Source organism: Pseudoalteromonas tunicata, assembly GCF_002310815.1.
GTDB classification, from domain to species: domain Bacteria; phylum Pseudomonadota; class Gammaproteobacteria; order Enterobacterales; family Alteromonadaceae; genus Pseudoalteromonas; species Pseudoalteromonas tunicata.
The window spans coordinates 1,216,677-1,239,704 of the sequence record NZ_CP011032.1 but is presented as its reverse complement, the minus strand read 5'-3'; the positions used below and the strand labels follow the sequence as shown (position 1 = coordinate 1,239,704).

Here is a 23,028-nt window from a genome sequence, read left to right as displayed (position 1 = left end):
AACACTTAAAAGCGGAAAAAAAACCCTTTTACTTTTATAGTTAAGATTGACTTGAGCAATCTTAACTATTGCTCGCTAGTAGTGACTAAAGCGAGGTCAACATGAAATATCATTTAATCATTAGCTTGCTAACTGTATTACTGTTATCAGGTTGCCAAACAACCTCAACGCCAAGCATACCACAACACCCCTTTGAGTTAGTTAATCAGCCCTCTTTTAAGGTCCTTACAGTCGAAAGCCAAGCTGAAATTTTTAGGCTCGATAACACCATTATCACCAAGTTAAACAAAAGCATCTCTCATTCAAACGACGCTAAATTAATAACCAAAGAATTGCTTCAGTTCATATTTAATTCTGCCGAAAACCAAATCAATTACCGCTCAGGCTCAACCCTCACGGCAAATCAAACCTTCTCACAACAAAATGCCAATTGCTTATCACTGTCGATTTTATCGTATGCGCTTGCATCTGAACTGCAATTACGCTCCGCATTTCAGCGTGTACATATTCCTGAATATTGGTCTTTAGAACAAGGCGTTAATATGTTGACCGGACATGTTAATCTTAAAATTGACTTTGAATCATTTGATCGACTCAATGGCGTTAACCGTTATTATAATTATGCCGATTCCGTTACTATTGACTTTGATCCTAATACCAGACAGCAGCCATTTAAAACTGAGTTCATTTCAAAAGAGGTGATCACAGCTATGTTTTATAATAACAAAGGTGCAATGGCGATGATCAATCAACAGTACGATTTAGCGTTTAGCTATTTTAAAGCCGCCATAGAGCTAATACCGAGTTATTCAGGTAGTTGGGGGAATTTAGGTATTTTATTAAAGATAAATCAGTTAACTCATGATGCAGAGCTAGCTTACTTACATGCAATTAAACTCGATGATAATAACAATACCGCTAAAGGAAATTTAGCAATCTTGTACAACCAAACAGGCCGAGAAATGCTTGCCCGCTCGATAGAGCAACAACTGCTTGAGAAACGTAAAGAAAACCCTTTTTATCACCTAGCCATTGGTAACGAAGCCTTTTTACATCGTGAATATCGTCAAGCAATTAATCATTATCGTAATGCGCTCAACTTAGATAAAAACAATCATGAGTCATATTTTGGCCTAGCTAAAAGCTATTTTGAATTAGGCGATAAAAAATTGGCAACGCGTTATTTAAAAAAGGCCCATAAAAATGCACAATTTAGTGCTGATTTAGAGCGTTATCAAAATAAACTGTCTCATTTAAATGCATTGGTGCAATATTGAAACTCCTTTTATTGTTATTGGTATTCGTAGGGACTCCTTGCATCGCAGAAGAATTGCTAAAAGACTTAGCCTATTTAGCCAGTGATGAACTGGCTGGGCGAAAAACGGGTTCTGAAGGTAATTTAAAAGCAGCACACTATATTAAAACACGCTTTGAGAATTTGGGCTTAGCGCCATTTGATACAAGGTTTGAGCAAGCATTTAGCTACAGTAGTGGCTTTGGTAGCCAAAAGAATGGCAAAAATATTGTCGGGTTAATCAAAGCGAAGCATGCTAATGCTCCCTACCTTGTCATTACGGCCCATTACGACCATTTAGGTAATCAGGGGCGGCGTATTTTTAATGGTGCTGACGACAATGCATCTGGCGTTGCCGCATTATTTGCTTTAGCAAAAACAGCCAAACAATACCCGCTTAATTACAACTGGCTGTTTGTCGCCACCGATGCTGAAGAAAATGGGTTATATGGCGCTAAAGCGCTCGTTTCATTATTGCAAAATAGCAATATTCCCATAATCCTAAATATTAATTTAGATATGCTGAGCGTGAAAGGCAGAAATAAGCGTGTTTTTGCATTCACCGATAAACGTTTAGCGCCCGCTAAATCGATCATTGAGCAATTTAATAACAATAAAAGCCCAAGCAAAATTCAGTACATCACCAGCAATTACCAAGCAAATCGTCGCCAAAACGAAAAAATAGATTGGCGTCGCGCCAGTGATCATGATGCTTTTCGTCGTGCAAACGTGCCTTATGTTTATTTTGGGGTCGGAATACACCCCAATTATCATACTGAAAATGATACCTTTGCCAATATAGACCCGGCATTTTACCAATCAGTGGTAGAGCAAATTAGTTTCATTACCTTGGCATTAGATCAACAAAAGGTACCGCAGTTACTGACTCAGTAACTAATTGCGTATTGACAGCTGCAAACTGCGCAACCCATTGCCTTTTGTTTATTTTTGAGAGGGATTTTATTTTTGCTTCGAGTTTACTGGCCTCACTTCGAGTTCCAACAGGAGTAGAGAAAACCAGTTTTAACGGTGTTTTTCCACGTAAGTTTTTAGCGCCCTTTCCCGATTGATGCTGTTTAAAACGGCGTTCAACATCCGTCGTTATGCCGGTGTACCAATGGCCAATTGGCGTTTCAATTAAGTAAATAAACCAAATTGCCATGCCACAAGTAGGATCAAGCTCAACAATCAGGGAACTTTTATTATTCGATTCTGTCAAATTTAGACTTTTCCGCAATGCCCGCAACAGGTATCATGCTACCAGCAAGCCAATAAGGATTAAAATAAAGAATGCAGTGGTTAAAATATTTATTCGTTTCGTTGTTACTCATATCAGCATCAGGTTGCTCTAATTGGGTTTATCGTATGAACATCCCCCAAGGTAACTTTTTAGAACAAAAAGATATTGATAAATTGAGAGTTGAAATGACTCGTGAACAAGTTATTTATGTCCTTGGTAAACCTGTTGCCGAAGATGCATTTAATAATGCAACTTGGCATTATATTTATTTGCTCAATCACGGTCGCGACAGCGAGCTTAGAAAAGCACTTCAGCTACACTTTGTTGATAACAAGTTAGTTAGCATTAGCGGTGACTACGAGCAACCGAAAGATTTTAATATTCCGCTTGAAGGTTAATACCGTTTAGCGTAAATAAAAAAAGCAGCTTCAGCTGCTTTTTTTATTTAAGTGGTTTTCCACCAGTTATTTTATTAGCCCGCCCTTCTTCTTTGGCTTTTTCTGCCCGTCGGCGCCTTGCATCTTTCGGATCTGCAATCAGTGGGCGATAAATCTCAATTCGGTCGCCGTCTTGTAATTGTTGATGTAATTTACATGTGCGGTTCCAAATGCCAACCGAAAGATTGTCTGCATCTATTTCTGGGCATTTTTCTAAAATACCTGACCCTGAAATAACCTCTTCAACGGTTGTATGCTCTGCGACTTGTAATTTTAAACTGGTTGCAGAGTCCGGCAAAGCAAATACAATTTCAATATTAATCATGTTCTTGGCCCATATACTTGCTTTGCACGCTGGGTGAAAGCGGTGATCATACTGTTTGCCACTTCATTGAATATTTTACCAAATGCAAGTTCAACCAGCCGATTGGTAAATTCAAATTCAAGTTCAAGTGAGACTTTACAAGCGTGATCATCAAGTTCTTTAAATTGCCACCCGCCAATTAACTGTTTAAATGGGCCATCTAGTAGTTGCATTTGCACTGCTTGGCCTTCAATTAAGGTGTTTTTTGTCGTAAACCACTTTTTTAGCCCCGCTTTTGATATTTCAAGCGCTGCTGTCATTTCACTTTGCGAATTAGACACTATTTTCGAATTTGAACAATGTGGCAAAAATTCAGGATATGCCGCAACATCATTTACTAAATCATACATTTCTTTTGCACTGTACATCACCAGCGCATGTCTACTAATTTGAGGCATAACATCTCCATTTCGGGAGATGCGATTCTAACAAGGTTTGCTCATAAACTAAATACGTTCTCTATCCTCTTAAAAAATGGATGTAAATAAAAAATCTTCACGTATAATATTGCCCACTATGGCAAATAAAAAATCAAAACCAGGTAGCAATACCATAGCGCTGAATAAAAAAGCGCGACACGAGTACTCCTTAGGTGACAAATTCGAAGCTGGCCTTGAACTTCAAGGTTGGGAAGTGAAAAGCATCCGAGCTGGGAAAGTGAATATTTCTGATACCTACATTCACTTAAAAAATGGTGAAGCCTTTTTATTGGGTAGTCAAATACAACCTCTTAACAGCGCTTCAACTCATGTTATTTGTGATCCTTATCGCTATCGTAAGTTGTTACTTAAAAAACGTGAAATTGACCGATTAGTTGGTTCAACAGAACGGGACGGTTTTACGCTGGTTGCAACTGCAATGTATTGGAAACAATGCTGGGTAAAACTAGAGTTCCACCTTGCTAAAGGTAAGAAACTTCACGATAAACGTGAAGACGGTAAAGAAAAAGATTGGGCGCGAGAGAAAGAGCGCACTATGAAACATTCAGCGAGATAATTCTCGCTGTTTTTATTTTTAACACTCTAATTTAGGTACATTTTCTGTTATAACTCCCCCTCCTTAAACCGCTTATATTTAGACTAATTCATTGATTTTTTCTTACAATTTAACCCTACGACTTTGTGGTATAACCTTGCAATAACAATTGTTTATAACTTGTTAAAATGATATTTGTATATATGAACGGAACGTTCGTCATGAGTTTACTTTAATCATGAAAAGATAAAAACAATATGACAACAAGGATTTTAAGATGAAAATATCAACACCGCGTAAGCTCAGTGCTGTATTTTGTGCGCTCGCAACAACTGGATTTACACTATCAACCCCAACATTTGCCCAAGATGGCGCTGATGTAGAACGTATCGAAGTGACTGGCTCTCGTATTAAACGTACTGATATGGAAGGCCCTTCACCAGTTCAATCTATTAGCAAAGACGATATTGCTAATATGGGTTATGACAATCTTCAACAATTATTAGAGCGTATGCCTGTAGCAGGTAATGGCACATTTTCTACACGTGGAAATAGCCAAGATTCTACGGCAAATGGCGCAGCAGCAGTTAGTTTACGTGGTTTAGGAGCTGATGCAACTTTAGTTCTTATTAACGGGCGCCGTGTTGCTATTAGTGCATTTGCTGAAAGCATTACCAACTCATTTGTTGATATCAATAGTATTCCTGTTTCTGCTATTGAACGTATCGACATTTTAAAAGATGGTGCATCAGCCATTTACGGCTCTGATGCGGTTGCCGGCGTAGTCAATATCATCATGAAAAAAGATATTGAAGGTATTGAAGTTAATTTAGGTTACGGTAGCGCACAAGGCCCAAGTTATGAAGAAACATCAGGCAGCCTAGTTTGGGGTACGGTTAGCGCAAAAAGTAGTGCGTCAATCATTCTTGATTACTACAAAAACACCCGTTTAAACTCAAATGAAATGGGCCGTTTAGGCACTGCAGATCAGAGACCATATGGTGGTGAAGATTTCCGCTCATCTCGCGGTTTCCCTGGTTATTTTAGAGTTGATGGCGTTAAAACCATTGATCCTAGCTGCCCTTCTGACAGAGCGGCTGACAATGGCAGTTGTTTATTTGATTATGGCCCTTATGGCTTTGTTGCTCCGGCATCAGAACGTATTGGTGCGATATCACAGTTTGAATACCGTTTTGATAACAATATCACAGGCTTTATGGAAATCGCTGTGCAGCATAATACCTCTGAAGCAGGTGGAGCCCCAACGCCGCTTGATGAAGATGCAGGCTTAACAGTACCTGCAAACCATCCTGATAATATCTGGAACAAAGACATTGAAATTGGTCGCTTTCGAACTGTAGATGCTGGCGCACGTCGCTGGGATATCGCTTCTGATTCACTGCGTTTTGTTGCCGGTTTAAAAGGTGAACTTAACGATTGGGCTTGGGAAACAGCGGTACAAAAAGGCCGTAGTCAATCACTTCAAACAGGTGGCCGAGATCAAGGCTGGGTAAGAACTGATTTCTTACAACAAGAAATCAATGCGGGTAATTACAGCCCATTTGGTGGTGTTTATAATGACCCTGCAGTGATTGATCGGATCACAACCAGCTTAGTACGTCGCGGCGAATCTCACATGACATCATTTGACGCCAATATTTCAGGCGAAGCGTTCAAGTTTGGCTCTGAGTCTGTGATGATGGCTGCAGGTGTCGAATACCGTGAAGAAGATGTCAACGATATACCAGATGATCAATTCCAACGCGGTTTGATTTTTGGTACTGAATCTGTATCAGCCCAAGCGTCACGAGACCAATTTGCCGCCTATGTTGAATTCTCAATTCCATTAGCTGAAAATCTAGAGTTACAACTTGCTGGTCGTTATGATGACTACAGTGACTTTGGCACCACGACTAATCCTAAGGTTGCATTCCGCTGGGCACCAGATGATACAGTGACTGTACGTGCATCTTGGGCACAAGGCTTTAGAGCGCCATCATTAGCACAAATTGGTTTAGGCCCATCTGAAAAAAATCTATTTTTTACTGATACTTATCGCTGCGCTGCAACAGGCCAAGATTGTGGAAAATTAGATTACGTTATTCGCTTTGCCGGCAATCAAGACTTAAAACCTGAAGAGTCAGAATCTTGGAATGTTGGTTTTATCTGGGCACCAATCGCTGAATTTGGTTTTGGCATTGATATTTGGAGCATCACTCAAGATAACAAGATTGCAGAGCAAGCCTTTGGCCCGGTTTATGATGCAGAGTGTAATAATCAAAGCAGTACAGTGTGTGTTCGCTTACCAGCACCGCCAGGTCAAAGCTTGGGTGTAATCAAAAAAATTCACAGCTCCTTTGAAAATATTTCTTCACAAGAAGTGGCTGGTATCGATGTGTCAGCCAACTATAACTATTCGCTAGAAGAATATGGTTTACTGAAGTTTAACCTTGAATGGGCTTATCAAAGCAAATTTGAGAAAGATGGCCGTGACTATTTAGGTGAATATAATTTCCCTGAGCATCGTTGGATTTTTTCTACCAATTGGGAAATGGGTAACTTTAATACTAATTTAAATGTGAGTTTTGTTGGTGAGTTTGAAGATACACCTGATATTGATTTTGATGGCACATTAGACTTTGATTCAAATACATCGCGCAAAGTAAAATCACAAGCGTTAGTTGATTTACAAACAGCTTATAATGTTTCTGATTCAACTAAAGTATCATTTGGTATCAATAACTTATTAGATGAAGAGCCACCATTTGCAATTGGTGATGGTGATGGTGACTTATATGGTTACGCATCTCAAGTGCATAATCCTCGAGGCCGTTATTTTTATACTAAAATAACTTACCGCTTCAATTAGTCGTAAAGTTCGTACGCTACTAACACAGCGTATGAGCGATACACGTCGAAAAATGAGCATAAAAAAACCGCCATATGGCGGTTTTTCTCACCGAGGTAAACCTAAAAAATTATAGGTCGCCTTCGTTTTGAGATAAGTACGCTGCAACACCTTCAGGGCTTGCATCCATACCTTTTTTACCTTCTGTCCAACCTGCTGGACACACTTCACCATGCTCACTGTGGAATGCTAATGCATCAACCATGCGAAGCATTTCGTCAATGTTACGCCCTAGTGGTAAATCATTCACTACTTGGTGACGCACGTTACCCGCTTCATCGATAAGGAATGAACCACGGAAAGCTACACCGGCTTCTGGATGCTCAACATCGTATGCTTGACAGATTTCGTGTTTAACATCTGCTACTAATGCATATTTAACCGGACCAATACCACCTTGGTTAACCGGTGTATTGCGCCATGCGTTGTGTGAGAATTGTGAATCAATTGAAACACCAATTACTTCAACACCACGTTTTTGGAATTCTTCAAAACGCTTATCAAAAGCAATTAACTCTGATGGACAAACAAATGTAAAATCTAACGGGTAAAAGAAAATAACTGCTTTTTTACCTTTAATTGTTTCGTGAAGATTGTAGCTATCAACAATTTCACCGTTACCAAGTACTGCTGCAGCTGTAAAATCAGGAGCCTGACGGCCAACTAATACACCCATTGTATTCTCCAATAAATTGAAATGATTATATCCAAATTGGGGATTTCCCCCGCTGAGTTTAATATAGTGGCAAAAAATCAAAACCCAAGCCAATTTCAATGATAAATGTCTTTTATGACATAAAAATCATCAACAATAATTCAAACTTTAGATTTAACTTGTTTTTGTTGATTAAGTGCAGCTAAAAAAAACTCTTGCAAGATGCTACAGAGATAGCTGAAAAAAAGATAATCAGTTTTTACGATGGGTTTGATTGAAAAAATAGAACCAAAAACTAAAACACCCTCGAAGAGGGCGTTTTTCAATCAACTAAAACGAGTATAGTTAATCCATAATATTTTCAGGAATTGAGTTTCGTAACTCATGCCAAATTTGGCCTGAATTTAAACCATATTTACGCATTAAGTAAACAGCTTCATCAAACTTGTTTGTTTGAGCTAGCACCATCAGATCGCGGTAAAATTGACGCGCTAATTCACGTGTTCGCGAGTCTGAAAAATAATGTTGCGCAATTTTAGAATACAAACCTCTAAAACCGTTTAACGTTAATACATAAATTGGATTGCCACATGCTGAAGCAAGCTCATGATGCATTCGGTAATCGTATTCAGCCAATGCTTGTGGAGTATCTTCGATTGTTTCGCTGCGCTGTAAAATCTCAATTACTTTTTCTGGGTTATTTTTTATCGCTGCACGAGTATATATTGCACTGATGTTAGTCCTTGCAGAAAGCAACTGATCAATTAAATCAGGCATTTTATCTTCATCAAGACGAGCTAGAGTTTCTAAAATATTTAAGCCAGACGTTTCCCAAAAATCATTAACTCGCGTTGGTTTACCATGTTGAATAGTAAGCCAACCATCGCGTGCTAGGCGCTGTAATACTTCTCTTAAAGTGGTACGAGTGACGCCAATTAGCTCAGAAAGCTCACGCTCAGCAGGTAGAATTGAACCAGGAGGGAACTCACCATTCCAAATCGATTCCACTATATATTCTTCTGCAAATCCAGCGGGGCTTTTCGCTTTGAAAATTCTCATTAAAATTCCACTTTAATAGTTACACTTTACTTCATCAAAGACTGATTGTACCAGATGATGCGCAACTAACAAGAAAATGTATTAAAGATCTAAAAGGATAAAAATTTTTAATAAAAGCAGGAACATGTCCCAGTTTTGAACTATAAATTAATAGATTTTAACGAAATTCTGACCTCCTTAATTCATTTAAGATAATTTTAGTTTACACATTCTATTGGCTAGATTAAGTTAAATATCATTCCGAATAATAAATTCGTTAAACAAAAAGGAACGCATATGCAGCAAACAGTTTTTACAGCTCTGGCCAAAAACTTTCTCGGTAATGCGCCAAATTGGTACAAACTAACTATTATTGCATTTCTTGCTATCAATCCTGTTATTTACTCTTTCAGCCCTTATCTAGCTGGGTGGGCTCTTGTTTTAGAGTTTATTTTTACGCTTGCTATGGCATTAAAATGTTATCCATTGCAACCTGGTGGTTTGCTGGCTATTGAAGCTGTGATGATGGGTATGACAAGTGCTGGTCAAGTGGAACATGAGATAGCTCAAAATCTTGATGTTATTTTACTGCTTATTTTCATGATTGCTGGTATTTATTTCATGAAAGATTTGCTGCTATTTATCTTTACTAAGTTAGTTATTCGGCTAAAGAGTAAAACGTACTTATCTCTCGCTTTTGCTTTAGCGGCCGCTTTTTTATCTGCATTTTTAGATGCGCTAACCGTTATGGCCGTTATAATTTCTGTCGCTATGGGTTTTTACAGCATTTATCATAAAGTGGCATCAGGTAAAGATTATGCTTCAAATCACGATGTAAATGATGATGAACAAGTCGCGATTTTAAAACGTGAAGAACTTGAAGAGTTTCGAGCTTTCTTGAGAAACTTGCTAATGCATGCATCAATCGGTACTGCACTAGGTGGAGTATGTACTATGGTAGGTGAGCCACAAAACCTCATTATCGCAGAACGTGCAGGTTGGGACTTTGGCGAATTCTTACTTCGAATGGCACCGATTACTGTTCCTGTTGTTTTATCAGGCTTACTCACTACGTTTTTTTTGGAGAAAACCAAAACTTTTGGTTATGGAGCAAAGCTTCCTCAAACGGTTCGTCAAATCCTTGTTGATTTTGATACCCACCAAGACAGTAAACGCTCAAAAAGAGAAAGCGTTAACTTAATTGTTCAAGGCTTTATTGCTGTTTGGCTTGTAATCGCTTTAGCTGGACATTTTGCAGCTGTGGGGCTGATTGGTCTTACCATTATCATCTTTACTACCGCTTCAGCAGGTATCATTGAAGAGCATCGCATCGGTAAAGCATTTGAAGAAGCCTTACCATTTACAGCATTACTTTGTGTCTTCTTTTCAATAGTTGCGGTAATTATTGATCAACATTTATTTACTCCGGTGATCACTTGGGTACTGACTTTTGAAGGAAATATGCAGCTAGTCATGTTCTTTATGGCAAACGGGATATTGTCTATGGTCAGCGATAATGTATTTGTTGGTACGGTGTATATCAATGAAGTTGCAGCAGCGTGGCAATCGGGTCAAATTACTCGTGATCAATTTGATTTACTCGCTGTAGCAATTAATACAGGAACAAACTTACCAAGTATCGCAACGCCTAATGGGCAAGCGGCATTCTTATTTTTATTAACTTCAACATTAGCACCAGTACTTCGCCTATCCTATGGGCGCATGGTTTATATGGCCCTACCTTATACAATTGTACTTACGCTTGTTGGTTTATTTTTCACCTATCAAAGCTTGGCTGATTGGACCAACATTTTATATCACTGGCATCTGATTGAGCATCATGTAGTGACCACAGTATCGGGTGTTACTACAGGACATTAATCTAACTCAATAAAAAAACCGTGCTTTTTAGCACGGTTTTTTTATACTCTCAAAATACGACTGTTCATATACTTTCCCTAAAGTATTAATCACACTGCGCATCTGCTTAATTGATACTAATTATCGTTAAATTAGCGCTTTTATATAAGGATTTAAATGAATTTTTTAGCAAACCTTCCAATGTCTCGATTAGCTTGGTTATCACTTGGCTTAAGTGCTGTTTTACTTGAGATCTGTGCATTATTTTTTCAGTACGCGCTTAATCTTGCACCTTGTATTATGTGTATTTACCAGCGGTGTGCTGTACTTGGACTAACTCTAACTCTAGTGACCGTAATAAATCCATCAAATCTTGTATTAAGATTATTTGGCTATCTCAGTTGGGGAATTTCATCATTTTGGGGATGGCAAATTGCTAACGAACACATTGCCATGCAAACGAATACTGATCCGTTTGCATTTAGTTGTGAAATCGTACCAAACTTTCCAAGTTTTATGCCGCTGCATGAATGGTTTCCTGCATTTTTTGCCGCAACGGGTGACTGTGGTGAAATTAGCTGGTCTTTTGTAGGCTTAAGTATGCCGGCTTGGATGCAGATTATTTTTGCTGCTTATAGCTGTTTGTTAGTCGGTATCATTGTTATTAGATTAATCAAAACCAAATCACTATAGAGAGCCCTAATAATGATTTATTTTACTTCTCGAAATATTCCAACTTTACAGGGGCTTAAATTTACCCAAAGAGCAGATATCATTAAGATTGCTTTGAGTTATTTATCAACACCGCAAAAAACAATTCTAAATATACTAAAACTTTTAATAATCACGCCGTTATTTTTAGTGCTCGCCTCTGTTGATAGTTGGTACGTTTTGCTCTATTTAATTGGTGTTGGGCTAAGTTATCCACTGATCACCAATCCTTTAAGTTACCACTTTATTCGAAACAACGTAGAAAAAGCAAAGGACGATTATTTTAAAAATAAATCATCCCTCTAAAAAAGGGGCTGAAAAAGCCCCTTTTGTTAAAAACTTATTTTGCCATCCAGTTTAGCAATCACCTTATCGCCAATCCCTTTTACATTTTTTAAATCAGCTAAAGAAGCAAATTCACCAAATTGCTCTCTATAAGCAATAATTGCAGCTGCTTTAGTCTTTCCAAGGCCTGGAAGTGACTGTAATGTTTTCAGATCTGCAGTATTAATATTGATAAGGTCTGACACCATCTTAACTGGCATATTTTCTGGTTGGGCAGGTTCATTGGCAAAAGTCATTGCTGGTAATGTTAATAATAAACTCAATACAAAACTTATTAATGTTATAAACTTCATTGTTCTTTCCTCCATGATGTCCATCTTGGACTAACGTTATATTAGCTCGGTTGCTAACATTTAAAATAAAGATCAAAGGAGTAAAAATGTCAAAAACTATCAGCATTGCACATACAGCAAAAATCAAAAAATCTAATTTATTAACAGTTCTAACTTGAAAGTAATGATAAAAGAGATTACTGTATATAAAAACAGTGACTCTTAGGAGAAATTTATGGCCGTTATAATAAAATATGTTGTAGAAAGAAATGGAGTTGAACGCATGACTTTTACCAGTAAAAAAGATGCCGATGCTTATGACAAAATGTTAGATATAGCCGAGTCACTTGAAGCGATTTTATCAACGATTAATGTACCACTTAGTGAGCAACAAGTTGAATCCTTAGCATTAGAAATGGCTAAAGATAAAGACAATATTATCAATGCACTAAAAGGTACTTTAAAAATAAATGATGAGAAGCCAGCTAAAAACGATAATAAGAAAACAGCAGGTGATGAATCTGATAATGTAGCAAAAATTAAAAAAGTAAGCTAAAAAAGCGGGTTAATAACCCGCTTTTTTAATGATTATTTTAATACCGAAGCAACCGCTTTTGAAAAATAATCAATATTAGCATGGCTAACACCTGCAACATTTACACGGCTAGAACCAACCATATAAATACCATATTCTTTTTGTAAACGATCAATTTGCTCTTTGTTAATGCCCAAAAATGAGAACATGCCAAATTGGTGTTTAATAAAAGAGAAATCTTGATCAATCCCTTGAGCATTCAAAGAATCAACGATTAAAGTACGAAGGCCATTAATACGGTCACGCATTTCAGCTAGCTCTTGATGCCAAAGCGCAGTCAACTCTGTACTGCCTAGGATGGTATCAACAATTGCGGCACCGTGTGCTGGCGGCATCGAATAAATACTACGGACAACACTTAATAAAACTGAGTTAGCCACATCAGCAACCTTTGCATCAGAAGATACAATAGAACATGCACCAATACGCTCACGATATAAACCAAAGTTTTTTGAACATGAAGAACAAATAATTAACTCATCTACATACTCAGCTAGTAAGCGTAAACCAGCGGCATCATCATCAAGCCCAGTGCCAAACCCTTGATATGCAATATCTACTAATGGCGTAAAACCAACTTCAACTGCCAGTTCTGCAACTATTTTCCATTGCTCAATGTTTAAATCCATACCACTTGGGTTATGACAACATGCATGTAATAAAACAACATCACCTTTTGGTACTTGTTTTAATGCTGTGATCATTTCATCAAATAATAACCCTTTATTTTCATAATCATAATATGGGTATTCTTTAACTGTTAGACCAGCTGCTTCGAATAAGCTGATATGGTTTGCCCAAGTTGGTGTTGTTACCCATACCGTTGCATTTGGATTGCAGCGCACAATAAATTCAGCCGCAACTCGTAAAGCACCTGTACCACCAGGTGTTTGTGCTGTTCGAACACGATTCGCAAGCAGTGCTTTATGCTCTCCTAATAATTGAATTTCCATTTTGTTACAGAAACCTAAATCACCCGCTAAACCAATATAAGATTTAGATGTTTCATTCTCTAAACGAAAAGCTTCGGCTTTCTTTACAGATTTAAGTACTGGTGTGTGGCCTGATTCATCTTTAAAAACACCGACACCTAAATCAATTTTATTTGGATTTGTATCTTGGCGGTAGGCTGCCATTAAGCCTAATATCGGGTCTGTTGGTAACGGTTTCAAAATAGAAAACATTGAACTTATCTCTTTTATTCGGGGTTAATAAAACGCTAACTTATCTGATGGAATTATAAAATAAGATAGCCTTGCATCGTATATATACTTATATTAAAAACTCGATTTAACTTGCTGGTAAACACTCAGTGATAACTAAACAAGCAGCAACTAGTAATGCTAATGTGTTTTGATCAAAAAAATCTAAGCTAAATGCTTCAGCATCAATAATACCGAGCAACTCACCTGTTTCAGTTAAGATAGGTAAGCATGCTTCTGATTGTACTTTAGGATCACAAGTATAATATTCACCACCTTGCACCAAATACTGTGGAATATCATTTATTATGCGACCTATTCTGGATAAGCCAACTTGAACATTATTACTGATTGCTGAAAATTGAGATGTAAGTGGGAATGTCGCACGACTGGGCTCACCAAAATAAGCAAGTTTAACCAATTCATGTTCTTGGTTTATTAAACGTTTTTGATAAATACCAAACCAATCAACTTTTGTTGTCGCAACAATATAGTTCACAATTGATTGTAATTTAGCGAGTGCCAAACTATTTTCAGGATTAGTCGCATCAATCAAGTTACTAAGCACAAAAGGCTTATCTTGTAATTGTCCAAATAAACTACAACTACCACCTTCGCCTAATTCAGGCACAAAATACTGCCAAATAACATCCGTTTTTTTACTATTAGCTTGTAAGTGGGAAAGTAACTTTTGTTTATGTTCTGCAACAGCAGTAGGATCACAATTAATTTGTGCAATATCTAAATAAGAAGCTGTCATTTAGCCGTCAATACATCTAAAAAATATTGTTTGATACTACCATGACCTAATTACGAAATGTAGTAACAGATAAGGTTAATTATTGTCTAAACAATAAATAATTGTTATTTCATTTCCTACTTCGTTATATTCTACCGAACTTGCAATTTCAGCAATTAAGTTAACTCCACGACCATGTTCATCATCACCCTCTTTAGTAGATTTACTAGGGTGTACTAAAAAACCATCACCTGAATCTTTAACTGAAAAAGTAATGCTGCGAGTTGAAGGGTCGTAGTTTACTCTAATAATAATTTCCCCCTCTGATAAATTATTGAGCAGGTTTAATCGTTGTTCGTAAAATAAACAAAAACCATCATCTTGATCTTTGATTTTCGAGTCAAGTTTCAAAACGCCATGATCTAACGCATTATTAAAAGCCTCAGATAAAAGCAAAAATAAATTTGAACGATGTTCCGAAGCGCCTTCAATCCCAGAAACTAAATTAACTAACTGTAAAACTGGATCAGTACTACGTAATAACTCAGCATCCAGTTGTAGCGAAAAATGCATCGGTACATCGCAATAAACTCGCTGAGATTGTTTGGTTAATGGACTAGGACGACAGCTTAATAGCACTAAGCTAAGATCATCTTGCTGTGCAATGTCGCCACTAAACTCTTTGACAGCAGAAACTAAATCGTTAATGCCTGCATCTGACGAGCTAGCAATCACAGCAAGCAAGCGCTCTTCACCAAAGTACTCATCATTTTTATCTGCAGCTTCAATGATGCCATCAGTAAATACTAATATTCTATCAGAATTATCAACTTCAAAATGTACGATATCGCGCTCAAATTCATGATCATCTAAAATACCCAGTGCCATATGTTGTGATTCGAGTGTTCTTTTTACCGAACCATCAGCCGCGAGGACATAACTATCAGGCAAACCACCAAGCCATGCTGAAAAGCTGCGCCCACTGCTACTAAGCTCAATAATTGTTGCAGCACAAAACATATGTTCAGGTAATAGTTGAGTCAATACACTGTTTAGCTCTGCGGCTATATCACCAACAGATAGACCTTTATGTGCCATTGAATAGAAAACTTTAGAAGTGGGTAATGCACCAATTGCAGCAGCAAGCCCATGACCAGTAAAATCACCTAATAAGACATAAATACCGCCAACGGGACTTGGGGCTACTAAAAACATATCACCATTAAACATCGAAGCAGGTGACATGTGATATTCGATTAAATCAGGAACAACTAAACGCTCTTGTAACGCGTTTGCAAAAATATGCTCAACTATCTCGTGTTCTCGTTCCGTTTCATTTTGATGATATTCTAATAATTGATTTTGCTGATAAGCCTTTTTACTGAGTTCGCGAGTACGGCTATGTGCTTTAATTTTAGCCGAGAGAATCACCTTATCAAAAGGCTTACTTAAGAAGTCATCGCCTCCAACTTCAAGGCAACGTTGTAAACTATTTTGATCATCAAGTGCGGTAATAAAAATAATAGGTAAATAAACGTCCTGAGACATTTCTTTTATTTTTGGTGCGACTTCATAGCCATTAAGTACAGGCATCAACACATCAAGTAGAATAATATCCGGTTGATAATCAGGGATTATATCTAGCGCTAACTGACCATTTTCAACACTTTCAACCTCATAACCTTCTGCTTTTAGCATAAAGGTTAATAAGGTTCTATTGAGCTGCTGATCGTCTACGACGAGAATACGCATATTCAATCAATATCGAACTTTTTATCAAATCGTGATATTTGCAGAATTTTTTTAATTTGTGGTCGACAATTAGCTATCTGAATAGATGTTACTGATTCGCCTAGAAATTTTTTCATATTTAACAACATGCCCAGAGCTGAGCTGTCCATGTAATCTGTTTCGCGCAAATCAACCACCACTTTTGGAGTTTCATTACCAACTTCAGAATATGCAGTACGAAAAGCTTGAACTAAATTAAAATCAAATTTCCCTTTAATCTGAATAGTAAATAACTTGCCATCGGGTGATAAACTTTTATTTAAGCTCATCCATATCTCCTTAATTTTTATGCGATCTATTGCACAACTCTCGAACAAAATTGCTCACTTAACTAAAGCTCTATATAGGAAATTTATCAATACGAATTGAGAAATTAATATTAATACCGCAAAATTATTTTGATTCACTGTTCCTTTTTAATCTCAAAAGACAAGAGCATTGCACCAATGGCACTAAGGGATTAATATCGAAGTAGTAATTTTTATTTCCAGTAAACTTCTGGGACTATAAGGTAGTAATTATGAGTGACTCACACTTAGTGTATTCAACCGACAGCGGGCGAATAACACCAGAACAAGAAAAAAAAACCAGTCCAGTCAAACTATATAGTGATGGATTCATCCGTATCGAACGTCAAACTAAAGGCCGTAAAGGCAAAGGTGTGATGTTGATTGTAGGAATAAACCCCGAAGAACATGACTTAAAAAGTATTTCTAAATCATTAAAAACTAAAATGGGTCAAGGTGGCGCATTAAAAGATAATATCATTGAAATACAAGGCGATGACCGCGAGAAATTAAAAGGGTTATTAGAACAAATTGGCTTTAAAATTAAATTAGCTGGAGGCTAAACATGATTGAATTATCACCTGCTGATTTAAATATCTTACTTGTTGAACCGTCTGCAACACAGCGTAAAGTAATTGCCCGTGAGTTATCCCAAGAAGGGATCACAAACATAGATTTTGCTGACACTATTTTTAATGCGTTAGAGCAAATCCAAGTGAGTGCGCCAGATCTTGTGATCAGTGCACTGCATTTAGCAGATGGCAGCGCGCTCGAATTATTAGAAAATATCAAAAATCACAGCACATTAGCTGCCTTACCTTTCATGTTAGTATCAAGTGAAACAAGAAAACCTCAGCTGGAGGAGTTCAAACAATCCGGAGTCATCGCGATTCTGCCTAAGCCATTTACTCGGGAGCATTTAGGTCGAGCGATTAATGCGACTCTTGATGTACTGAGCCCTCAAGAGCTTGAATTAGACTTTTACGATGTGCATGACATCCGTGTACTTGTTGTTGATGATTCTCGCTTAGCGCGTAATCACATTAAGCGTGTATTAAATAATTTAGGTGTTCAGCATTGTGTTGAAGCAGAAGATGGTCAAGCTGCCATAGAAATTTTATCGACACAAATGTTTGACTTGATCGTTACTGATTACAACATGCCACAAATTAATGGCAAAGAGTTAACAGAGTATATTCGTAACAGTAGCGAGCATTCGCACTTACCTGTATTAATGGTAACCTCTGAGGCGAATGATACTCACCTTTCGAATATTGCCCAATCTGGCGTTAATGCGATGTGTGATAAACCGTTTGAGCCTCAAACAGTGCGTAAATTACTTTATCAATTGCTTGATCAGAACTAACAAATCGCTTTTAGTGCAAGTTGCTTGTAAAGTTCAGGCACTTGCGCTTCAGCTAATGGCGGACTGAAAAAATATCCCTGCACAATGTAACAATTGTTATTCTTCAAAAATGTAATTTGCTCACTCGTTTCCACACCTTCCGCAACCACATTTAAATTAAGCTTTTGCGCCATTGCGATTATCGCGGCGGTAATTTCCATATCGTTAGAATCAGCTGGAATATCCTTCACAAACGAGCGGTCTACTTTTAAGATATCAACGGGGAAACGTTTTAAATAACTGAGTGACGAATAACCAGTACCGAAATCATCAATAGATAAAGATACGCCAAGCATTTTAAGCTCAAGCAGCTGATTGATCGCCACTTCAACATCGCCCATCAGCATACTTTCGGTCAGTTCCAAATGTAAGCTTTGAGCTGAAATCGATGTTTTGACCAAAATCCGAGAAAGCAATGCCTTTAAGTTGCTGTCTTTAAATTGACGTGCCGATAAGTTAATCGAAATATTATTTCCACGACCCTGCTCTTCTAAACGCTTTGCAAAACGACATGCTTCCCATAAAACCCACTCACCTATTTCAACAATAAGTCCGGTCGCCTCAGCAATAGGGATAAATTTAACTGGGGAGATCATTCCTTGAGTCGGGTGAAACCAGCGGATCAACGCTTCAAAACCAACTACCTCATTGGTACGGCAATCAACTTGAGGTTGATAGTAGAGCTCAAACTGCTGCTCTTTAATCGCAATACGCAGCTCATTTTCAATCATTAAGCGCTCTTTTGCAGCGGCGTTAAGCTCTTGGTTATAAAAGTGATAGGTATTACGGCCTTTAGCTTTAGCTTCATACATTGCTAAGTCGGCATGTTTAAGTAATTGGTCTTCTTCAGGGCTATCATCTGGCGCCATTGTGATACCGATACTCGCGCTAATTATAACCTCATTACTACCAAGTTTAATTGGTTGAGAAATGGTTTCTTGGATAATCATTGCCACTTCCGCGGCCTTGCTTTTATCATCGATACCACTGAGTAATACAGCAAATTCATCGCCACCAAGACGTGCAACGGTATCCTCCGCGCGCAACCTTTGCTTTAAACGATTAGCAACTTGTAGCAGTAATTGGTCGCCCGCATCATGCCCTAAAGTATCGTTAATACGTTTAAACTCATCTAAGTCAAAATAAAATAAAGCAAAAGCGTAATGACCACGTTCGGCTAAAGCCATAGATTTTCGCAATTGCATTCTGAAAAATGCGCGGTTAGCTAAACCAGTTAAGGTATCGAAATAAGCTAATTGCTCCATTTTTCGCTGGCTTTCTTTTACAAACGAAATATCCTGCGCGGAGGCGACATAACTTGAAATTGAATTATCTAACTCACGAATTGGCGAGACACTAAGCGAGACCCAAATTGGGTGATTTTCTTTATTTTTTAATACTGTATCACCGCGCCAATGGTGTCGAGAACGAATATCAAGATCAATATCATCAAGCAATATTTGCATATCACTAGAAATAATACTCAGTAGCGGTGCGCCCAAAAAGTGATCATTTTCAAAACCACTCATTTCAATCAATTTTGGATTAACATACTCAATTTCAAAATTGGCATTGGCAATCGCCACGCCACTTCCTGAGAACTCAACCGCTTTTGATAAACGATTTGCCGATTTTTCCGCTTGCTCTTTTTCAATAATGCGCTGGTTTAATCCATCAACTAATTTATTGATATCTAAAGCCATAACTTGGAATGCGCTATTAAGGGAACCTATTTCATCTTTGTTAACCTCTGGAAAAGGCGTATCAAGCTGCCCTTTACCAAAATGAGAAACAGCCTGAACCAAGGTATAAATCCGTTTCAATACAAGTTGAAACAATGCTTGGTGCAGTAATAATGCAACCAAAACAGCATACAAAATAAATAAACCAAAAAACTTTATTTCAAGTTCATCAAGGGCAGACAAAGCCGTAGAGCGTTTTTTGTAAACACCGACATACCAGTTAAGAGAGTTTATTTTTCGGATATTAACTAAATGTAATTCATCATCTTCTAAAAACTCATCAGCAAGTTCGTTTAATCCTGTGCTATTAACCGTTTTAACAAGTGCATCTAACTCTTCTGAAATTTTACCAGACGTTTTTAACAGTTCGTTCATCTTGCCTTCTTGCAGTAAAATCCCTTCATTTAATTTTGGATGTGCAAGAATTTGACCTCGCTGATCAAAAACAAAAAATTGCTGTTCGATATCAGATAATGGAAAACTTTTAATTAAATTACTTAGCTCTAAATCACTGCCAGTTACACCAACAAACTCGCCCTTGTGATAAACGGGCACAATTAAACTTGTTACCCATTTGTGCCAAATATCATCATAATAAACTGGAGTCCAAACAGCTTCACGCGCAGGGTTGTTATCTTCAGCTGCCAATGTAAAAAAAATATCATCAGCAAATTTATGATCAGCTTCTACTTGGAGCGCCCAATTAGGAGGTGAAATCCGAATGAAATTATCTACAGTGATAAGGTAAAAATTAAAAAATTCTTCTGTCAAGGTCGGTGAAACTTGCTGCCATAAAACTTCACTGTTGTGAAATAAGTTTTTGTAATGAGGGTTAAAGGAAACTTGCGGTAAAAATGCAGCTGATAGTCCATCAGGTGCAGCACTTCGGATACTGGAGTCGGAAGCAAATGAAAGTTCTGTTCTATCTCGTTCTTTATTTATAATTTCAAATTCAAAAAGTTGCTTCTTTACCACCTGATTGGCTTTTTGGGCAATTGCTTCTTTATTATGAATTACTCGGTTAAATTGGGTTATGAAGCTATTACTAGCATGTTTTAAGGCATCATGTTCTTCGTAGATGAGCTGCTTGCGTTCAGATTTTAGCATTAATACAGCAGCACTGATCCCTGCGATTAAGCAGATTGCAGAAATAAGTATCGACAACTTTATACTTAACGAATTTATGCCAAAACGCGATGGCAACCGACTGTATCCCAAAATAAAACCTTTACTAATTAAAAAACCGAGGTTGCACGAATGTTTTATTTAACGTTGTGAATATAAAAGAATATCACTCTAAACAACACCTTTTTTTAATTTTTATCTAACAAAACAAAAATAAAGATCATCGCGTTAACCATAATTTATTTAATTAACTTGAGTTCTGGATAAGAGATTTGTCAACATATTGAATTAAGCTTAGATTTCTTAGTTATGTTTCTCTAGCCAGAAATTCTCAACGGTAACAAGACAGAATGACGTTGCAATAACAGGCCTATTGCACATTAATCCAACCTAGTTAACCTAGAAAATAGCAGCCTAAGATAGATTTATTATCCAGTATTTAAGTTAATTAATAAAAAGAGTTGTTGACTTCTTTAGCTACTATTTTTACATTCTAGAGTATGAAACAAAATCACCGTATTTACTTTTTTAGCTTTTTTATGGACCACCTAAATTTGGGAGGCGATTCCGTCACGGCATAAAAAAGTCAAAACGAATTCAAGCCTCCCAACCGGGAGGCTTTTTTTTTGCACTATTGGGAATGAGGAAAAAACCATGGCAAATGATGTATTAGATACCTTACGTAAAGACATAAACGAAATTGATGCTGAGTTATTAGTGCTTTTAGCAAAACGTCGCCGAATTAGTCACTCAGTGGTTGAGTATAAAATTTCAAATAACAAACCAATCAGAGATGAACAGCGCGAGCTGATTTTATTAGAAAAACTTATTGCCTATGGTAAGTCACTAGGTCTTGATAGCTATTACGTTAACAATGTCTTTCAAACCATCATTGAGGACTCTGTACTGCATCAGCAAGCGATGTTGCAACAAAGCCTCAATCCTGACGCGCTAAATGAAACCAATCGCGTTGCTTATTTAGGCGGCCAAGGTTCGTATAGCCAACTAGCCTGTCATAAGTATTTTAGCCGCCGCGCTGGTAAACTGGTCGAACTTGGCTGTGATAGCTTTTCGAAAATCACTCATATGGTTGAGACAGGACAAGCAGATTATGGCCTACTACCAATTGAAAATACATGCTCTGGCAGTATCAATGAAGTATATGACTTATTACAACATGCTCAGGTATCTATCGTTGGTGAGCTGACTCAATCGGTTGAGCACTGCCTGATAGCACAACCTGGGGTAGAACTAAATGAAATTACTAAAGTCTTTGGTCATCCGCAACCTTTTGCACAATGTAGCCAATTCATTCAAACATTAGGTGAAATGCAATTAGCTTATTGTGACTCCACTTCTAGCGCCATTCAGGAAGCATTAAAAACCAAAAATAGTGCAGCGATTGCATCAGCACAGGCGGGTAAAAATGCAGGTCTAGAAGTCATCAAATCTGCCGTCGCCAATCAACCAGATAACCACAGTCGTTTTATTGTGGTAGCCCGTAAAGCGATGCAAGTATCAAAACAAATTCCAACAAAAACGACTTTGATTATGGCAACGGCACAAATTGCAGGTGCACTAGCTGACGCTTTAATGATTTTTAAGCAACAAAAAATCAACCTTGTTAAATTGGAGTCTCGTCCTGTTCCAGGTAACCCTTGGGAAGAAGTTTTTTATGTCGATTTAGAAGCTAACCTTGCGCAAAATAATGTCAAACGAGCATTAGAAGAACTCAAAGAAGTAACTGAGTATGTTCGTATTTTAGGTTGCTACCCAAGTGAATCAATGAAAGCTGTGCAAGTAATTAACAATGACTCATTAGTAGAAGAGTAAACGTTATTCCGACAGATTTTATATTTTAAAATCTGTCGGATATTACTTCGAAAAGAAACATCAAATATAATTAAATCCTTACAATCCTCTTTCGACATCCCTTATCACTACATTCCCAACTTATTAGGTGATTCTAAAGCTGTTACCTAAAACGTTTAAACCGTCACTATCACTCCACTTAAACAAGAAAGCGACACTACACTGATCGAA

At 37.6% G+C, this 23,028-nt stretch carries 23 protein-coding genes and 1 other annotated feature; of the genes, 12 read left to right on the top strand and 11 right to left on the bottom strand.

All coding sequences use genetic code 11. The features are described 5' to 3' along the window. Nucleotides 1-101 precede the first annotated feature (101 nt). Nucleotides 102-1,277 (top strand): tetratricopeptide repeat protein, encoded by a 1,176-nt coding sequence (locus PTUN_RS05680; protein WP_009838750.1) that lies wholly within the window; start codon nucleotides 102-104, stop codon nucleotides 1,275-1,277. Continuing rightward, nucleotides 1,274-2,188, top strand: a complete 915-nt coding sequence (locus PTUN_RS05675; protein WP_009838749.1) for a M28 family peptidase — start codon at nucleotides 1,274-1,276, stop codon at nucleotides 2,186-2,188. The genes PTUN_RS05680 and PTUN_RS05675 overlap by 4 nt, the downstream gene beginning before the upstream one ends. Here the strand turns inward: PTUN_RS05675 and PTUN_RS05670 are convergent. Next, nucleotides 2,139-2,513 (bottom strand): GIY-YIG nuclease family protein, encoded by a 375-nt coding sequence (locus PTUN_RS05670; protein ID WP_269725464.1) that lies wholly within the window; start codon nucleotides 2,511-2,513, stop codon nucleotides 2,139-2,141. The two genes, PTUN_RS05675 and PTUN_RS05670, sit on opposite strands and share 50 nt — an antisense overlap. A 71-nt stretch (nucleotides 2,514-2,584) precedes the next feature. Here PTUN_RS05670 and PTUN_RS05665 point away from each other — a divergent pair, with 71 nt between their 5' ends. Further along, nucleotides 2,585-2,932, top strand: a complete 348-nt coding sequence (locus tag PTUN_RS05665) for an outer membrane protein assembly factor BamE (protein WP_009838747.1) — start codon at nucleotides 2,585-2,587, stop codon at nucleotides 2,930-2,932. A gap of 43 nt (nucleotides 2,933-2,975) precedes the next feature. On the opposite strand, the gene PTUN_RS05660 is transcribed toward PTUN_RS05665, so the two are convergent. After that, nucleotides 2,976-3,296 (bottom strand): RnfH family protein, encoded by a 321-nt coding sequence (locus tag PTUN_RS05660; protein ID WP_009838746.1) that lies wholly within the window; start codon nucleotides 3,294-3,296, stop codon nucleotides 2,976-2,978. Continuing rightward, on the bottom strand, nucleotides 3,293-3,733 hold the full coding sequence (locus PTUN_RS05655; protein WP_009838745.1) for an SRPBCC family protein: 441 nt from the start codon (nucleotides 3,731-3,733) through the stop codon (nucleotides 3,293-3,295). The genes PTUN_RS05660 and PTUN_RS05655 overlap by 4 nt, the downstream gene beginning before the upstream one ends. A 118-nt stretch (nucleotides 3,734-3,851) precedes the next feature. Between PTUN_RS05655 and smpB the strand changes: the two genes are divergently transcribed. Together smpB and PTUN_RS05645 are read left to right on the top strand one after the other, a co-directional pair. After that, nucleotides 3,852-4,331 carry an SsrA-binding protein SmpB gene (smpB, locus tag PTUN_RS05650; protein ID WP_009838744.1) on the top strand — a complete coding sequence of 160 codons (480 nt, stop codon included), beginning with the start codon at nucleotides 3,852-3,854 and terminating at the stop codon, nucleotides 4,329-4,331. 256 nt (nucleotides 4,332-4,587) lie between these two features. Beyond that, the gene (locus PTUN_RS05645) at nucleotides 4,588-7,179 is read left to right on the top strand and encodes a TonB-dependent receptor (RefSeq protein ID WP_232521789.1); all 2,592 of its coding nucleotides are present in this window, start codon (nucleotides 4,588-4,590) and stop codon (nucleotides 7,177-7,179) included. Between the two features lie 109 nt (nucleotides 7,180-7,288). Here the strand turns inward: PTUN_RS05645 and PTUN_RS05640 are convergent, their stop codons facing one another. Then, a complete protein-coding gene (locus PTUN_RS05640; protein ID WP_009838742.1) occupies nucleotides 7,289-7,894 on the bottom strand; it encodes a peroxiredoxin C in 606 nt (201 codons plus the stop codon). A gap of 324 nt (nucleotides 7,895-8,218) precedes the next feature. Then, nucleotides 8,219-8,932 carry a fatty acid metabolism transcriptional regulator FadR gene (gene fadR, locus PTUN_RS05635; RefSeq protein ID WP_009838740.1) on the bottom strand — a complete coding sequence of 238 codons (714 nt, stop codon included), beginning with the start codon at nucleotides 8,930-8,932 and terminating at the stop codon, nucleotides 8,219-8,221. Between the two features lie 276 nt (nucleotides 8,933-9,208). Between fadR and nhaB the strand changes: the two genes are divergently transcribed. From nhaB to PTUN_RS05620, 3 genes are all read left to right on the top strand, one after another. Further along, nucleotides 9,209-10,792, top strand: coding sequence for a sodium/proton antiporter NhaB (gene nhaB, locus PTUN_RS05630; protein ID WP_009838739.1), 1,584 nt, complete (start codon nucleotides 9,209-9,211; stop codon nucleotides 10,790-10,792). A 156-nt stretch (nucleotides 10,793-10,948) separates the two neighbouring features. Then, nucleotides 10,949-11,464, top strand: a complete 516-nt coding sequence (gene dsbB / locus PTUN_RS05625) for a disulfide bond formation protein DsbB (RefSeq protein ID WP_009838738.1) — start codon at nucleotides 10,949-10,951, stop codon at nucleotides 11,462-11,464. A 12-nt stretch (nucleotides 11,465-11,476) separates the two neighbouring features. Then, nucleotides 11,477-11,788, top strand: a complete 312-nt coding sequence (locus PTUN_RS05620; RefSeq protein ID WP_009838737.1) for a DUF6170 family protein — start codon at nucleotides 11,477-11,479, stop codon at nucleotides 11,786-11,788. 26 nt (nucleotides 11,789-11,814) lie between these two features. Here PTUN_RS05620 and PTUN_RS05615 read toward each other — a convergent pair whose 3' ends face one another. Continuing rightward, the gene (locus tag PTUN_RS05615) at nucleotides 11,815-12,120 is read right to left on the bottom strand and encodes a ComEA family DNA-binding protein (protein WP_009838736.1); all 306 of its coding nucleotides are present in this window, start codon (nucleotides 12,118-12,120) and stop codon (nucleotides 11,815-11,817) included. A gap of 214 nt (nucleotides 12,121-12,334) precedes the next feature. Here PTUN_RS05615 and PTUN_RS05610 point away from each other — a divergent pair, with 214 nt between their 5' ends. After that, entirely contained in the window at nucleotides 12,335-12,655 is a 321-nt protein-coding gene (locus PTUN_RS05610) for a YebG family protein (protein WP_040643942.1), read from the top strand. 32 nt (nucleotides 12,656-12,687) lie between these two features. On the opposite strand, the gene PTUN_RS05605 is transcribed toward PTUN_RS05610, so the two are convergent. The 4 genes from PTUN_RS05605 to PTUN_RS05590 form a co-directional block, all read right to left on the bottom strand. Then, a complete protein-coding gene (locus PTUN_RS05605; RefSeq protein ID WP_009838734.1) occupies nucleotides 12,688-13,878 on the bottom strand; it encodes an amino acid aminotransferase in 1,191 nt (396 codons plus the stop codon). A 106-nt stretch (nucleotides 13,879-13,984) separates the two neighbouring features. Beyond that, a complete protein-coding gene (locus PTUN_RS05600; RefSeq protein WP_009838733.1) occupies nucleotides 13,985-14,656 on the bottom strand; it encodes a GAF domain-containing protein in 672 nt (223 codons plus the stop codon). 75 nt (nucleotides 14,657-14,731) lie between these two features. Then, nucleotides 14,732-16,387, bottom strand: coding sequence for a fused response regulator/phosphatase (locus PTUN_RS05595; RefSeq protein ID WP_009838732.1), 1,656 nt, complete (start codon nucleotides 16,385-16,387; stop codon nucleotides 14,732-14,734). Nucleotides 16,388-16,389: 2 nt separating this feature from the next. Further along, nucleotides 16,390-16,695, bottom strand: coding sequence for an STAS domain-containing protein (locus PTUN_RS05590; protein ID WP_009838731.1), 306 nt, complete (start codon nucleotides 16,693-16,695; stop codon nucleotides 16,390-16,392). A 251-nt stretch (nucleotides 16,696-16,946) separates the two neighbouring features. On the opposite strand from PTUN_RS05590, the gene PTUN_RS05585 reads away from it, so the two are divergent. Next, nucleotides 16,947-17,276 carry an SUI1 family translation initiation factor gene (locus PTUN_RS05585; protein ID WP_009838730.1) on the top strand — a complete coding sequence of 110 codons (330 nt, stop codon included), beginning with the start codon at nucleotides 16,947-16,949 and terminating at the stop codon, nucleotides 17,274-17,276. A gap of 2 nt (nucleotides 17,277-17,278) precedes the next feature. Further along, on the top strand, nucleotides 17,279-18,079 hold the full coding sequence (locus PTUN_RS05580; RefSeq protein ID WP_009838729.1) for a response regulator: 801 nt from the start codon (nucleotides 17,279-17,281) through the stop codon (nucleotides 18,077-18,079). Here the strand turns inward: PTUN_RS05580 and PTUN_RS05575 are convergent. Then, a complete protein-coding gene (locus PTUN_RS05575; protein WP_040643941.1) occupies nucleotides 18,076-21,078 on the bottom strand; it encodes a bifunctional diguanylate cyclase/phosphodiesterase in 3,003 nt (1,000 codons plus the stop codon). The genes PTUN_RS05580 and PTUN_RS05575 overlap by 4 nt on opposite strands. A 413-nt stretch (nucleotides 21,079-21,491) precedes the next feature. After that, nucleotides 21,492-21,613, top strand: a sequence feature (Phe leader region). A gap of 26 nt (nucleotides 21,614-21,639) precedes the next feature. Here PTUN_RS05575 and pheA point away from each other — a divergent pair. Further along, a complete protein-coding gene (gene pheA, locus PTUN_RS05570; protein WP_009838727.1) occupies nucleotides 21,640-22,818 on the top strand; it encodes a prephenate dehydratase in 1,179 nt (392 codons plus the stop codon). The last annotated feature ends 210 nt before the right edge of the window (nucleotides 22,819-23,028 follow it).

Coding starts and splice junctions, on each gene's coding strand:
- PTUN_RS05680 (WP_009838750.1), top strand. CDS start 102: ATGAAATATCATTTAATCATTAGCTTGCTAACTGTATTACTGTTATCA.
- PTUN_RS05665 (WP_009838747.1), top strand. CDS start 2,585: ATGCAGTGGTTAAAATATTTATTCGTTTCGTTGTTACTCATATCAGCA.
- PTUN_RS05660 (WP_009838746.1), bottom strand. CDS start 3,296: ATGATTAATATTGAAATTGTATTTGCTTTGCCGGACTCTGCAACCAGT.
- PTUN_RS05655 (WP_009838745.1), bottom strand. CDS start 3,733: ATGCCTCAAATTAGTAGACATGCGCTGGTGATGTACAGTGCAAAAGAA.
- smpB (WP_009838744.1), top strand. CDS start 3,852: ATGGCAAATAAAAAATCAAAACCAGGTAGCAATACCATAGCGCTGAAT.
- PTUN_RS05645 (WP_232521789.1), top strand. CDS start 4,588: ATGAAAATATCAACACCGCGTAAGCTCAGTGCTGTATTTTGTGCGCTC.
- PTUN_RS05640 (WP_009838742.1), bottom strand. CDS start 7,894: ATGGGTGTATTAGTTGGCCGTCAGGCTCCTGATTTTACAGCTGCAGCA.
- fadR (WP_009838740.1), bottom strand. CDS start 8,932: ATGAGAATTTTCAAAGCGAAAAGCCCCGCTGGATTTGCAGAAGAATAT.
- nhaB (WP_009838739.1), top strand. CDS start 9,209: ATGCAGCAAACAGTTTTTACAGCTCTGGCCAAAAACTTTCTCGGTAAT.
- dsbB (WP_009838738.1), top strand. CDS start 10,949: ATGAATTTTTTAGCAAACCTTCCAATGTCTCGATTAGCTTGGTTATCA.
- PTUN_RS05620 (WP_009838737.1), top strand. CDS start 11,477: ATGATTTATTTTACTTCTCGAAATATTCCAACTTTACAGGGGCTTAAA.
- PTUN_RS05615 (WP_009838736.1), bottom strand. CDS start 12,120: ATGAAGTTTATAACATTAATAAGTTTTGTATTGAGTTTATTATTAACA.
- PTUN_RS05610 (WP_040643942.1), top strand. CDS start 12,335: ATGGCCGTTATAATAAAATATGTTGTAGAAAGAAATGGAGTTGAACGC.
- PTUN_RS05605 (WP_009838734.1), bottom strand. CDS start 13,878: ATGTTTTCTATTTTGAAACCGTTACCAACAGACCCGATATTAGGCTTA.
- PTUN_RS05600 (WP_009838733.1), bottom strand. CDS start 14,656: ATGACAGCTTCTTATTTAGATATTGCACAAATTAATTGTGATCCTACT.
- PTUN_RS05595 (WP_009838732.1), bottom strand. CDS start 16,387: ATGCGTATTCTCGTCGTAGACGATCAGCAGCTCAATAGAACCTTATTA.
- PTUN_RS05590 (WP_009838731.1), bottom strand. CDS start 16,695: ATGAGCTTAAATAAAAGTTTATCACCCGATGGCAAGTTATTTACTATT.
- PTUN_RS05585 (WP_009838730.1), top strand. CDS start 16,947: ATGAGTGACTCACACTTAGTGTATTCAACCGACAGCGGGCGAATAACA.
- PTUN_RS05580 (WP_009838729.1), top strand. CDS start 17,279: ATGATTGAATTATCACCTGCTGATTTAAATATCTTACTTGTTGAACCG.
- pheA (WP_009838727.1), top strand. CDS start 21,640: ATGGCAAATGATGTATTAGATACCTTACGTAAAGACATAAACGAAATT.